A 12,929-nucleotide genomic window follows, 5' to 3' on the forward strand; every position below is an offset into this window, starting at 1 on the left:
TGGCCATCGGAGTTCCTGATACCGTCTGTCCATGGCAGGAGCGATGTGCCCGGGCTCATTCGACCCGGTGACCAATGGACATATCGACGTCTTCGCCCGGGCTGCGGTGCAGTTCGACGAGGTCGTGGTGACCGTCAGCGTCAATCCCAAGAAGCAGGGCATGTTCAGTGTCGAGGAACGCATGGAGATGCTGCGCGAGGCCACCGCGCACCTGCCCAATGTGCGGGTGGAGTCCTGGCAGGGCCTGCTTGTGGACTTCGCCAAGCAGGAGGGCCTCACCGCAATCGTCAAGGGTCTGCGCGATGCCACCGATTTCGGCTACGAACTGCAGATGGCCCAGATGAACAAGAAGCTCTCCGGCGTGGACACCTTCTTCATCGCCACCAACCCGACCTTCAGCTACCTGTCCAGCTCGCTGGTCAAGGAGGTGGCGGCCTACGGCGGCGATGTCACCGATATGCTCCCGCCCGCCGTCCACAAGCGCCTACTCGATCGCCTGGCGGAACGGAAAGGCTGAGCGGAGCTCTTAATACGATTCGCCTCGGTCCCAAGCTCGGGACCGAGGCGAATCGTATTAGGGCTGCTACTGGCCGACTGATTTCGTGCGTACATGGGTAACTCGCCGGGTACGCCCAAACGACATGCAACTCCCAACCGCCGGTCCGGGAGGGACGTGATTTTCGTGGCACTTACGACCGGCAAAAGGCGCGGGGAGGCGGGGGAGCATCTCAGAAGACCAGGCCGCGCAGGGCGAGGAAGCGCATGCCGCCGACCGCGGCGGTAATGGCGAGGATGGCAGTGGCCTGGAACGTGTTGCCCATGCCGGGGGTCCATACCTCGAGCGCGGCCAGCGCGGCGGTGGTGATGCCGAGCCCGACCAGCGCGAGTCCGCCGCCCTCCCACTGTGCGGTGAACCAGCCGACCCGGCCCGCCGCGTGGAAGGTGAGCTGACGGTGCAGTTCATTGGCGATCACAGTGCTCACGATCGAGCCGGCGATATTGGCGACCAGTGGGCCGACGCCGTGCATCGCGAAGAACAACAGCACATAGGCAACGTTGCTGGAACCGCCGACCAGGGCGAAGCGGATCAACTGGGCCAGCGCCCGATCGCCGCGCAGGTACTGCATGAGCTGGGCGAACCGATACGCCGTCGCAATACGCAGGACCGGGTACGGCCCCGCCCACGGCGTATACAAACTACTCGTCGGCAGTGCCGCCGTCCGCGGTAGTTCCAGTACGGTCATTGTCTTTCCGATCCCACACGAGCCTTCGGTACGGATAACCGCGATGGTCATCGCATCCTTCCGCCGACTCTCGAGAGGTTCCTCACGTATTGCGTGTTCAGTATGTACTGAACAATCGGAACTAGTCAATCGTCGGGTGAAGGAATCCGCCCGGTTGGCCTCCTCTATCTCCACAGTCCCGGTCGGGGCCTGCGATCCACTTAAGAAGATCTTGTTCGGACCTTCTGGATAAATGTAACACCAAGTGGAGACGTATCCTCCACTTGTTTTTGTGGCGTACGAGACACCCGCACGACACACCGATGGGTGACTCGGCACGAGCCGTGACGAGGGGCACACTGGGCTTCGGCGGAAATTTCGCCGTAGGTCTGCAGGAGAGTGGGGTAAGAGCATGTATCGCGTATTCGAAGCACTCGACGAGCTGGTCGCCATTGTCGAGGAAGCACGCGGCATCCCGCCGACCCGCAGCTGCATCGTCCCGCGCGGCGATGTGCTCGAACTGCTCGACGATGTGCGCGATGCGCTGCCAGGCGAACTCGACGACGCCCAGGATGTGCTCGACCATCGCGACAAGATCGTCTCCGATGCCCGTTCCGCCGCCGAGACGACGGTGACGACCGCGAACGAACAGGCCGAGCAGACCATCGGATCGGCCCGCGAGGAGGCCGACCGGATCCTCGCCGACGCCAAGGCGCACGCCGACCGGATGGTGGCCGAGGCCAGCGCGCACGCCGATCATCTCGTCAACACCGCCCAGGCCGAGGCCGACCGCGTCGTCGCCGACGGCAATGCCGAATTCGAGGCCGTCACCGGCCGGGCGCGCGTGGAATCCGAGCGGATGATCGAGGCGGGCAAGGCCTCCTATGGCCGCTCGGTCGCCGAGGGTGAGGCCGAGCGCGATCGCCTGGTCACGCAGACCGAGGTGGTGCGCGCCGCGCACGCCGAATCGGCCCGGCTCATCGACGGCGCACATGAAGAGGTCGAACGGATGCGCGACGAGTGCGACCACTATGTCGACAGCAGGCTCGCCGACTTCGAAGAGAACCTCAACGCCACCCTGCGGACCGTCCGCGGCGGGCGTCACCAACTGCGTTCCGGTGCGGGCGCTCCGGATTACGCGGCCGACTATCGCCGCTGATATTCCGCACCGATTCGGCATGTTTCAGTCGGTTTGGGCGTACACCGTGCTCTCGCGTATTGTTGAGTGGTTGCCCATTTCCCCTCGAATGTGAAGTGAGTTCGTGATGTCCGCCGGTTCCGGTTCCGCATCGCGTCCTCGTACGGCCTCGCGCCGCACGCCGGACGCGGGTTTCGTGCTGGATGTCATCAGCCTGGGCCGTCGCCCCGGCACGATGAAAGAGCTGCATCGCGTGGTCACCACCGACGAGCGGATCGGGCTGGATCTGATCGCCATTCCGGCGGGCGCCGAGGTGGATCTCGATCTGCGGTTGCAGGCGGTGTCCGAGGGTGTGCTCGTCACCGGGACGGTCACCGCGCCGACGGCGGGGGAGTGTTCGCGCTGCCTCGAACCGTTCACCGGCACGGTGGACATTCACCTCACGGAACTGTTCGCCTATCCGGACAGCACCACCGAGCAGACCACCGAGGACGACGAGATCTACCGCCTGGTGGACGACAAGATCGACCTGGAACTGGTGATCACGGACCAGATCGGCCTGGAGCTGCCGCTGCAGCCGCTGTGCACTCCGGACTGCGCGGGTCTGTGTCCGGAATGCGGTGTCCGGATGGCGATTGCGGGTTCGGACCACCGGCATGAGATACTTGACCCTCGCTGGGCCGGGTTGGCGAAGTTCGCCACCGAGTCGCCCGGCAATGGCAGCCCCGATGCGGGTGCCGACCCAGACGTTTAGACCAGACCAGTAAGACCGTGCTGCCTAACTGGCGAGCAATAGGACAAGAGGAGAAGTAGTCGTGGCCGTTCCCAAGCGCCGGATGTCCCGTTCCAACACCAGGTCGCGGCGCAGCCAGTGGAAGGCCACCGCGCCGACCCTGATCACGTGCCCGAACCGCGCCTGCGGCGAGAAGACCCTGCCGCATATCGCGTGCCCCTCCTGCGGCACCTACAAGGGCCGCCAGGTTACCGCTGCTGTCTGATCGTTCGACCTGTCGTATCGACGTGACCGCCAGCAAGGACGAACCCGGCCCGTCCAGTGAACATGCGAGCCTACTCGCGGCGCTCGGCGTCGACGTGTCGGCCGATCTGCTGCGGCTGGCGCTGACGCACCGGTCGTACGCATATGAGAACGGCGGGCTGCCGACCAACGAGCGTCTGGAATTCCTCGGCGACTCGGTCCTCGGCCTGAGCATTACCGAGCGGCTGTACCACGAGCACCCGGACAAGTCCGAGGGCGAACTGGCCAAGCTGCGGGCGAGCGTGGTGAATATGCACGCGCTCGCCGAGGTGGCGCGCGGGCTCGGTGCAGGCGGGCTCGGCGTGCACCTGCTGCTCGGTAAGGGCGAAGAGCTCACCGGCGGCCGGGACAAGCCGAGCATTCTCGCCGATGGCATGGAGTCACTGCTCGGTGCGGTGCATCTCGAGCACGGTATCGATGTCGCGCGTGAGGTGGTGCTGCGGCTGTTCGCCGACCTGCTCGAGCGCGGCCCGAGAATGGGCGCGGGGCTCGACTGGAAGACCAGTCTGCAGGAGCTCACCGCCGAGCGCGGTCTCGGTGTGCCCAGCTACGAGATCACCTCGACAGGTCCCGACCACGACAAGGAATTCACCGCGACCACCGTGATCGGCGGTCGTCCGTACGGTCAGGGCGTCGGCCGCTCCAAGAAGGAAGCCGAGCAGAAGGCCGCGGGCGCCGCCTATCAGTCGCTGACCGACGAAGTCTGACGTGCCCGAACTTCCCGAGGTCGAGGTCGTTCGGCGCGGACTCGCCGAACATGTCGTCGGGCGGGTCATCGAATCTGTCACGGTGACCCACCCCAGGTCGGTGCGCCGCCATCTGGAAGGCGCCGACGATCTGACGGCTCGGATGAAGGGTCTGCGGGTCGCGGCTGCCGAACGTCGCGGCAAGTACCTGTGGCTCACCTTCGATGAACCCGATACCTCGCTGGTGGTCCATCTCGGAATGAGCGGGCAGATGCTGGTGCAACCTGCCGATGCCCCCGTGGAGAAGCACGCGCATATCCTGGCGACCCTCGACGACGGCAGCCAGCTGCGCTTCGTCGACCAGCGCACCTTCGGCGGGTGGGCGCTCGCGCCGTTGGTCGAGGTGGACGGCACCTCGGTGCCCGAGCCCGTCGCACATATCGCGCGGGATCCGCTCGATCCGCGCTATGACCCCGAAGTCGTGGTGGCCGCGCTGCGCGCCAAACAGACCGAGATCAAACGCGTTCTGCTCGATCAGACGGTGATCTCCGGGGTCGGCAATATCTACGCCGACGAATCGCTGTGGCGCGCGAAAATCCATGGCAATCGGCTGGCGTCCGGCTTGACCAGACCCGCCGTGCGCACCCTGCTCGCCGAGGTCGGCGCCGTGATGGGGGAGGCGCTTGCCGCCGGTGGCACCTCCTTCGACGCGCTATATGTCGATGTCAACGGCCAATCGGGTTACTTCGAACGCGCGCTCGCGGTCTACGGCCGCGAAGACGAACCCTGCCGTCGCTGCGGTGCGCCCATCCTGCGCGAGAAGTTCATGAATCGTTCTTCCTACTCCTGCCCGCGCTGCCAGCCGAAGGCCCGCCGCCGGTCGCATTAGCGAGCTACCGTTCTTCTAGGCGGTTCGGAAACCAGACCGGCCGTGGAGGAAGGACAAATGCGCAAACTCACCTACTACGTCGCCTCGACAATCGATGGGTTCATCGCCACCGAGGAGGGGTCGGTCGACTTCTTTCCGGTCGGTGGCGATCACGGCCCGGCGATCACCGCGCAGTACCCCGAGACCCTGCCGACGAAGGTGCGAGAGGCCCTCGGCATCGATAAGCGCAACCGTTACTTCGACACCGTGCTGATGGGTCGCAAGACCCACGACTTCGGTGTTCGCACCGGAACCTCGAGCCCGTATGCGCATCTGCGGCAGTTCGTCGTATCGACGACGTTGCCGGAGAGCCCGGATCCTTCGGTCGAGCTGATCTCGGCCGATCCGCTGGCGAAAGTGCAAGAGCTGAAGCGGGAAAACGGACTCGGGATCTGGCTGTGCGGCGGCGGGGAACTGGCGCAGGTGTTGCTGCCGGAGATCGATCAGATCTTCCTGAAGCTGTATCCGGTCGTACTCGGCCGTGGCCGTTCACTGTTCGGTTCCGGGTCGCGACTGCCGGACGCGGCCAGGTTCCGGGTGATCACCAGCCGGGTATTCGAGGACGGGGTGGCCTTCATCAAGTACAGCAGGATTCGATAGCTGCTGTGGTGCAAGATGATTCGGTCGCCGTACCGGATCCGGGCAATGGTCCGGGTCCGGTGGAGGCGCTGCGCGAGATCGGTTTCTGGCTCGAACGTGGACGGGCGCAATCACATCGGGTGAAGGCCTACCGGCGAGCCGCCGATATCGTGGCGGGGATGCCGGACGACGAGCTCGCGACCCATCGTGCGGCGCGCAGCTGGCGCGAGCTCGCGGGCATCGGACCGAAGACCGCCGCCGTCATCGAACAGGCGTATTCCGGTGCGGTACCAGCATATTTGAGCGAATTGCGCCAGGCCGCGCAGCCGATCGGCACACCCGGTAAGCCGCTGCGGGCTCAGTTGCGCGGTGATCTGCATACGCATTCCGATTGGTCCGATGGCGGCAGTCCGATCGCGGAGATGATGGGTGTCGCCGCCGCGCTCGGTCACGAATACTGCGCACTGACCGATCATTCGCCGCGGCTGACCGTCGCGAACGGACTTTCCGCCGACCGACTGCGGCGGCAGCTGGATGTGGTCGCGGAGCTCAACGAGCGGATGGCGCCGTTTCGAATCCTCACCGGGATCGAGGTGGACATCCTCGATGACGGGACCCTGGATCAGCAGGCCGATCTGCTCGCCGAGCTGGATATCGTCGTCGCGAGCGTACATTCGCATCTGCGCGCCGAAAGCGAGACCATGACCAAGCGAATGGTGTACGCGGTCGCGAATCCGAATGTGGATGTGCTCGGGCATTGCACCGGCCGATTGATCACCGGCGAGCGGGGTACTCGGCCAGAGTCGACTTTCGATGCCGAGCTGGTCTTCGAGGCATGCCGGAGTTACGGCACGGCCGTGGAGATCAACAGCCGTCCCGAACGTCTCGACCCGCCCTCTCGGCTGCTGCGGCTGGCCGATGAGATGGGGTGTTACTTCTCGATCGACACCGATGCGCATGCCCCGGGCCAATTGGATTGGCAGGGCTACGGCTGCGAGCGCGCCGTCGCGAATGGTGTTGCGGCGGAACGGGTTATCAATACCTGGCCGGTGGACAAGCTGCTGGCATGGACGGAGTCGGCGACCGCGGACGTGGTTTGATCGCGATGGCCGTCGGGGTGGGCAGATCGACCGCGACCGGCGCATCGCAGTAACGCACACCTGATCGCACGGCCGGGTTGGACGCCGGGTTAACTGTTGCCGAACAATCGTGCGGGATTCGGGATCAGGCCGGATGACGCCCGAAAATGGTTGGCACATAGATCTCTTGGGGGTGGCTGCACTGGTGGGCGGATTTCCGATCGAAATCGTCCTTGCGCTCATCGGTATCGTGGTGCCGATCATCGCATTCCTCTGGGAGTTCGTATTCGTCGGACGCAAGGAACTCGGCTATCGCGTGCAGATGGATACGCCGGTCACCGGTGAGATCGAATCGGTCTTTCCAGGTGTATTGCCCCAGTTGCGTCCGGAACACGATGGGGTGAGTCCGCCGCTGAAGGATCTGTCGGTAGTGCTGGTCCGCATCGAAAACAGCGGTGCGACACCGATCGACACGCACGACTACCAGGCGCCCGAGGCGGGCCGGGTCGGCCTACATCTGAACTTTCCGCAGCGCCGGGTAATCGGTATGGCGGTGACCGAGCTCAGCCATCCGGGGCTGGCCGATTCGCTGGACCGGGATTCGGGCATCGCGGTCCGCGAGGATACGGCCGGGCATATCGGTGTCATTGATCTGCCGAGAGTGCTGCTGAATCGCGCCGATCACTACAAGATCCTGGCGATTCTGCAGCGCTCGGAGGGCACAGGGGAGTATCCGACACCGGTGCTGCGCGGTGGCATCAGGGGTGGGCGAATCATCGAAACCCAGAGTCGCACCGGTATTTCGCGAGTAATGGTGGCGCTCGTCGCCTTCCTGGTCGCGGTGATAGGCGTCCAGCTGGTCGTATCCGCGGTGGAGCCCGACCCGACGCCATTGGATTGTGCCGCTGGCAAACTCACGCTGGTCGGTTCGTCGGCGTTCGAGCCCGTTATTCGAGATGCGGCGGCCCAGTACGGGAAGCGCTGCACCGGAGCGGAATTCGCCTTTGGATTCGAGGGCACCGAACGCGGTCTGGACCGCCTCGCCGAAGCGGGTAAGGACGATCCCGATCTGCTGACGATCAGCGACGGCCCGAAGGGTGATGGCTATCAACCGTTGCTGGACCGTCCGCTCGCGTTGTCGCTGTTCACCGTGATCGTGCACAAGGATGTCGGCATCACCGATCTGACCGTGGCGCAGATCCAGGATCTGTATCAGGGCCGGATCACCAACTGGCGCGAACTCGGCGGTCCCGATCTGCCCGTTGTGCTGGTCAATCGGATACCGGGATCCGGCACCCGAAATACGTTGGAGCGCCGGATACTCGGCGGTCCGCAGCCCGATCGCCCGCATGTGAGCTGTGTCGCGATCAAGGATTCGGTGCCCTCGGCGGCCAAATATTGCGATGTGCAGGTCACCAAGGATATGCAGAAGGCGGTGAGCGAGATTCCGGGCGCCATCGGCTACAGCGAGTTCTCCGAGGCGGTGAAGTCCGGTGCCAAGACGCTGGCCATCGGCGGCGTAACCGCCGACCGTGCCGCCGCCGTCAACCGCACCTATCCGTTCTGGGGCGTCGAATACGCCTACAGCTACGGCGAACTCCCTGGCGATTCGCTCGGCGCGAGCTTCCTGCACTTCCTGACCGATCTCACGGGTAAGGATGTGCTGCGCGAGCACGGCAATGAGCCGTGCGGTGAGCTGCCGGATCGCGGTCGCTGTCTACCGACTTCGTGACGTTGTCACAGATTCGGCGGCCGTCCCGTCTAACTCGGGTAAGCGATATCGAGAGAGGACGACCTATGTCACGCATGCAGCTCGCCGAGGTGGCACCCGAGATCTATCAGGCCTGGTTCGCCGCCGAACAAGCCATCCGCCGCGGACCGCTGGACCCGGTCGTGCGGGAACTGGTCAAGATTCGTGTCTCCCAGATCAACGGCTGCCTGTTCTGTATCGATATGCACACCACCGACGCGCGGATGTCAGGGGAGACCGAACAGCGGATCTATTACCTCAACGCCTGGCGGGAGTCGGTGAAATTCACCGAGGCCGAACGGGCCGCGCTCGCCTATGCGGAAGCGGTCACCAAGCTCGGCGAGCACGGTGTCGGCGATGAGATCTGGGCCGAGGTCGAGAAGAACTTCGATGAGGGCGCGCGGGCCGGTCTGGTCGCGGTCACCGCGATGATCAACCTGTGGAACCGGATCGGCGTGCCGCTGCGCATGCAGCCCGCCGCGGTCTGATCAATGTCGGCGGCTGGCCTTTTCGAGCGCCCCGCAAACGATCGCTACGCCTAGGACAGAATGGGCGCCGTGACGGAATTATCGCTGCGACAGCTCAACCGCACCCTGCTGGTGCGCCAGATGCTGGTGGAACGGGTCGAGTTGAACCCGTTCGAACTCGTCCGGCATCTGGTCGCTGTGCAGGGGCAGGAGCCGAACTGGCCGTATGTCGGGTTGTGGGCGCGGCTGAACGGGTTCCGGCACGAGGATCTCGCCGCACTGCTGCGGGATCGAAGGCTGGTGCGCTCCACCATGATCCGTCGCACCGTCCATCTGGCCGACGCCGAGGACTTTCGCTGGTTGCGCCCGACCGTGCGGCCGGTGGTGCATGCGGCGCTGCAGGCGCCGTACTACCGCGCCGAGATCGAGGGCATCGATCTCGACGAGCTCGCCGCGGCTGGCCGCGAGCTGTTGTCCGGTCGGGAAATGTCGCGTGCGCAGCTGGGCAGGCTACTCGCCGAACGCTTTCCGGATCGCCACACCCGCCGGCTGGCGGAGTCGGTGGAGGTGCTGGTTCCGGTGGTGCACGGTCCGGACACCGGGGCGTGGGGTGCGTGGCGCAATCGGTCCGTCACGATCAATATCGCCGAGGAGTGGATCGGCGCACCCATGGCCGAGGCACAACCCGAGACGCTGATCCTGCGTTATCTGGCGGCCTTCGGTCCGGCGAGCGTGGCCGATGTGCAGGCATGGGCCGGTGTCACCAAACTGGCCGCGGTGATGGACGGCCTGCGTCCGCGCCTGCGCGTCTTCCGCGATGAGTTCGGCAAGGAGCTCTTCGACCTGCCCGATGCACCGCTGGCGGACGCGAATCTCGAAGTGCCCGTGCGCTTTCTGCCCGCCTTCGATAACGCGCTGCTCGGCCACAAGGACCGCCGCAGGGTGATCGATGACGAGGATCGTAACCGGATCGCCAAGGTGGCCTCGGCCGGTGTGCCGATGTATCTGGTCGACGGATTCGTGCACGGTCGCTGGTCGCTGGTCGGCGATACCGTGCGCATCCAGCCATGGCATCCGCTCTCGGCGGCGGACGAGGACGCCGTACGTGCCGAGGCGGAGCACCTGCTCGGCTTCATCGCACCGGAGGCCACCGGCAAGGTGGTGATCGATGCCTGATCAGTCGGTCGACGGCATGATCGGTCGACTGAAGAATTCCTCGACCGGTATCGGACCCGTGTAGCGGCGGCAACCGCATCGAACCCATGCACGCATGCCGTATCCGGTCTTTCGACTTGTCTCGACGTGACAGACGCCCGCCTCTGGATCATGTAGCGCGAGGTCGTGGCCGCAGCCGCAGCGCGCTTTGACAGGTTCGGCGGGCGTGCGCCGCCCGAAGCGCCCGGCCGCCCAGCCGACACCGGCGATTGCGGCCCCGACGGCGAGGCTGATCGGATCGAACATGGCTATATTATATGTATGCGTATACCGCGCATGGTAGAGCGACTATCGATCGAGTCGCGCGGCCCTGGACGCGGGCGTTCCTGAGGAGATCTTTGTGGGGCGCCGTACCGATTTTTACGAAATCAATACGGCTGCTGGCACGGTCGTACCTATCCTGCGGCCTTAGGCTGGCCCATCGTGGCTTCACCGATCGACCTCGTCAAACGTCTCGTTCTGGGGCGACCGTTCCGGAGTGACAGGCTCGGTGAAACGCTTTTGCCGAAGCGACTTGCGCTGCCGATCTTCGCCAGCGACCCGCTGTCCTCGGTGGCATATGCGACACAGGAAATCCTGCTCATTCTCACCCTCGGCGGGCTGGCCTATCTGCATTTGGCGCCGTGGGTCGCCGGTGCGGTGATCGTGCTGCTGGCCGTCGTCGTGCTGTCCTATCGGCAGGTGGTGCAGGCTTATCCGTCCGGCGGTGGTTCCTATGAGGTGGTCGCCAAGAATCTGGGCGCGGTGCCGGGCCTGGTGGTCGCGGCGGCGCTGCTCGTCGACTATGTGATGACGGTGGCGGTCTCGGTCGCCGCTGGAGTGGACAACATCATCTCCGCGGTGCCCGATCTGAATGCGCACCGGGTCGCGATCAATATCGGATTCATTGCCTTCCTGACCGCAATGAATCTGCGTGGCGTGCGGGAATCCGGGCGGGCGTTCGCGGTGCCGACCTATGCGTTTGTGGTCGGGGTAATGGTCATGGTTGTCGTCGGACTCGGCCGGACCGCGCTGGGGCACGCGCCGGTCGCCGAGAGCGCACACTACGAAATCCATGCCGAACAGTTCGGACTCGGCGCGGCCGGGTTGGCCTTCCTTGTCCTGCGTGCCTTTTCGTCCGGCTGTACCGCGCTGACCGGCGCGGAGGCCATCTCCAATGGGGTACCCGCATTCCGTAAGCCCAAGGCGCTCAATGCCGCCCGCACGATGACGGCGATGGGTGTCATCTCGATCGCCATGTTCGGCGGTGTCACCGCGCTCGCGATGATCACCCACACCAGGGTCACCGAGAACACCTGCGATCTCATCGGATTTCCGGGCGACTGCAATGCCGATCCGCAACGCACCGTGATCGCACAGATCGCCGCCGCGGTCTTCGGCGGCAACAGTATTCCGTTCTACTTCCTCATGGTGACGACCGCGCTGATCCTGATCCTCGCGGCGAACACCGCCTACAACGGCTTTCCGCTGCTGAATTCGATTCTGGCGCAACACAGGTACATGCCGCGGCAGTTGCACACCCGCGGCGACCGGCTGGCCTTCTCCAATGGCATCATCCTGCTCGCGGTCATCGCGGGCGTGCTCATCTACGCCTTCGACGGTTCGGCGACGCGCCTGATCCAGCTCTATATCGTCGGCGTATTCACCTCGTTCACCCTGTGCCAGGCCGGTATGGTTCGGCACTGGAACCGCGAACTGGCCACCGCGACAACATCATCGGAGAAGTTGCGCATCCATCGGGGGCGCCTGATCAACGCGTTCGGCGCCTGCTTCACCGGCGTCGTTCTGGTCGTCGTCATGATCACCAAGTTTTCCCACGGCGCGTATCTGGTCGTCTTCGCGATGCCGATCCTGGTGGTGCTGATGTATCTGATCCACCGTCACTACACCGCCGTGCGTGCCGAACTCGATGTCGATGACGAGTCGGAGACCCTGCCTGCCCGGGTACATGCCCTGGTGCTGGTATCGGGCTGGCACAAGGCAACTCGGCGCGCCGTTCAGTTCGCCCGTGCCACCAGGCCGGACACCATCACGGCGATCACCGTCAATGTCGATGACGCCGATACCCGTCAGCTGCACCAGGATTGGGAACGCCACGATGTCGCCATACCGCTCAAGGTGATCGAATCGCCCTACCGCGAAATCACCCGTCCGGTCATCGATTACATCAAGCGGATGCGCAAATCCCAGCCGCGCGATGTGATCAGCATCTTCATCCCCGAGTACGTGGTCGGGCACTGGTGGGAGAACCTGCTGCACAACCAGAGCTCACTGCGGCTGAAGGCCCGCCTGCTCTTCGAGCCGGGGGTGATGGTGACCAGTGTGCCTTGGCAACTTCGTTCCTCGGCCGCCCGAGCCGTGCCGCGCGTCGAGCACAGTCCCGGCGAGGTCCGGCGTGGCATCGCGGATACGGTTGCGCGCTGACCAGCCGCCGCCGGCGTCACTACCATTTCGATATATGTCAAGACCGTGCAAGGCCCCTTGATTTCGAGGGCGGTCAGCGCGGTCTGAAATCTCACTATGTAAGATTTCGGACAAACTGCCTGGTTTGAATGGGTCGCGATGAGGTACGTCTTGGTGCGGCCCCCCTGTTCACGCCGATCGGCGTGACCAGGCCAACCGAGCCCTGATGGACGGCGGTGCAGGCTCTGTCTCCACCTCCGCCGCGGCGGCCAGCTTGTTCGGCGCCCAGCGCACCGAGTCGCTGGGTGGATGTGCCCAAGGTTGTCCCTGGAAGGATGGTCATGAGCGCAGGCTTATTCGCGCCGCTTGCGGCGCCCATTGCCTCTTCGGATCTGCTGTCCACTGAGCACGTTGGTGAACGATTC

Annotated in this window: 14 protein-coding genes; 12 read left to right on the forward strand and 2 right to left on the reverse strand. The window is 64.6% G+C overall.

What is annotated here, in order from left to right; genetic code table 11:
* The first annotated feature begins 31 nt into the window (after window positions 1–31).
* On the forward strand, window positions 32–517 hold the full coding sequence (coaD, locus tag ACWEO2_RS05590) for a pantetheine-phosphate adenylyltransferase (RefSeq protein ID WP_452404271.1): 486 nt from the start codon (window positions 32–34) through the stop codon (window positions 515–517).
* 211 nt (window positions 518–728) lie between these two features.
* Here the strand turns inward: coaD and ACWEO2_RS05595 are convergent, their stop codons facing one another.
* On the reverse strand, window positions 729–1,244 hold the full coding sequence (locus ACWEO2_RS05595; RefSeq protein ID WP_452404514.1) for a GtrA family protein: 516 nt from the start codon (window positions 1,242–1,244) through the stop codon (window positions 729–731).
* Window positions 1,245–1,635: 391 nt separating this feature from the next.
* Between ACWEO2_RS05595 and ACWEO2_RS05600 the strand changes: the two genes are divergently transcribed.
* The 10 genes from ACWEO2_RS05600 (at window position 1,636) to ACWEO2_RS05645 (ending at window position 10,062) form a co-directional block, all read left to right on the forward strand.
* Window positions 1,636–2,382: a DivIVA domain-containing protein gene (locus ACWEO2_RS05600; RefSeq protein ID WP_452404272.1), complete on the forward strand. Its 747-nt coding sequence runs from the start codon at window positions 1,636–1,638 to the stop codon at window positions 2,380–2,382.
* Window positions 2,383–2,488: 106 nt separating this feature from the next.
* Window positions 2,489–3,115 carry a YceD family protein gene (locus ACWEO2_RS05605; RefSeq protein WP_452404273.1) on the forward strand — a complete coding sequence of 209 codons (627 nt, stop codon included), beginning with the start codon at window positions 2,489–2,491 and terminating at the stop codon, window positions 3,113–3,115.
* A gap of 61 nt (window positions 3,116–3,176) precedes the next feature.
* The gene (rpmF, locus tag ACWEO2_RS05610) at window positions 3,177–3,359 is read left to right on the forward strand and encodes a 50S ribosomal protein L32 (RefSeq protein ID WP_014987105.1); all 183 of its coding nucleotides are present in this window, start codon (window positions 3,177–3,179) and stop codon (window positions 3,357–3,359) included.
* 22 nt (window positions 3,360–3,381) lie between these two features.
* Window positions 3,382–4,104 (forward strand): ribonuclease III, encoded by a 723-nt coding sequence (gene rnc / locus ACWEO2_RS05615; protein WP_452404274.1) that lies wholly within the window; start codon window positions 3,382–3,384, stop codon window positions 4,102–4,104.
* Between the two features lies 1 nt (window position 4,105).
* The gene (mutM, locus tag ACWEO2_RS05620; protein ID WP_452404275.1) at window positions 4,106–4,972 is read left to right on the forward strand and encodes a bifunctional DNA-formamidopyrimidine glycosylase/DNA-(apurinic or apyrimidinic site) lyase; all 867 of its coding nucleotides are present in this window, start codon (window positions 4,106–4,108) and stop codon (window positions 4,970–4,972) included.
* Window positions 4,973–5,029: 57 nt separating this feature from the next.
* On the forward strand, window positions 5,030–5,611 hold the full coding sequence (locus ACWEO2_RS05625) for a dihydrofolate reductase family protein (protein ID WP_354957511.1): 582 nt from the start codon (window positions 5,030–5,032) through the stop codon (window positions 5,609–5,611).
* Between the two features lie 5 nt (window positions 5,612–5,616).
* Window positions 5,617–6,690: a PHP domain-containing protein gene (locus ACWEO2_RS05630; RefSeq protein WP_452404276.1), complete on the forward strand. Its 1,074-nt coding sequence runs from the start codon at window positions 5,617–5,619 to the stop codon at window positions 6,688–6,690.
* Between the two features lie 133 nt (window positions 6,691–6,823).
* On the forward strand, window positions 6,824–8,401 hold the full coding sequence (locus ACWEO2_RS05635) for a PstS family phosphate ABC transporter substrate-binding protein (protein WP_452404277.1): 1,578 nt from the start codon (window positions 6,824–6,826) through the stop codon (window positions 8,399–8,401).
* Between the two features lie 65 nt (window positions 8,402–8,466).
* Complete coding sequence (locus ACWEO2_RS05640; protein ID WP_354957090.1) at window positions 8,467–8,907, forward strand: carboxymuconolactone decarboxylase family protein; 441 nt, start codon at window positions 8,467–8,469, stop codon at window positions 8,905–8,907.
* Window positions 8,908–8,976: 69 nt separating this feature from the next.
* Window positions 8,977–10,062: a winged helix DNA-binding domain-containing protein gene (locus tag ACWEO2_RS05645; RefSeq protein WP_452404278.1), complete on the forward strand. Its 1,086-nt coding sequence runs from the start codon at window positions 8,977–8,979 to the stop codon at window positions 10,060–10,062.
* Here the strand turns inward: ACWEO2_RS05645 and ACWEO2_RS05650 are convergent, their stop codons facing one another.
* Window positions 10,063–10,347: a hypothetical protein gene (locus tag ACWEO2_RS05650; protein ID WP_354957092.1), complete on the reverse strand. Its 285-nt coding sequence runs from the start codon at window positions 10,345–10,347 to the stop codon at window positions 10,063–10,065. It lies immediately after the preceding gene.
* Window positions 10,348–10,524: 177 nt separating this feature from the next.
* Between ACWEO2_RS05650 and ACWEO2_RS05655 the strand changes: the two genes are divergently transcribed.
* Window positions 10,525–12,525: an APC family permease gene (locus tag ACWEO2_RS05655; RefSeq protein WP_452404279.1), complete on the forward strand. Its 2,001-nt coding sequence runs from the start codon at window positions 10,525–10,527 to the stop codon at window positions 12,523–12,525.
* The last annotated feature ends 404 nt before the right edge of the window (window positions 12,526–12,929 follow it).

The organism is Nocardia sp. NPDC004278, assembly GCF_053602975.1.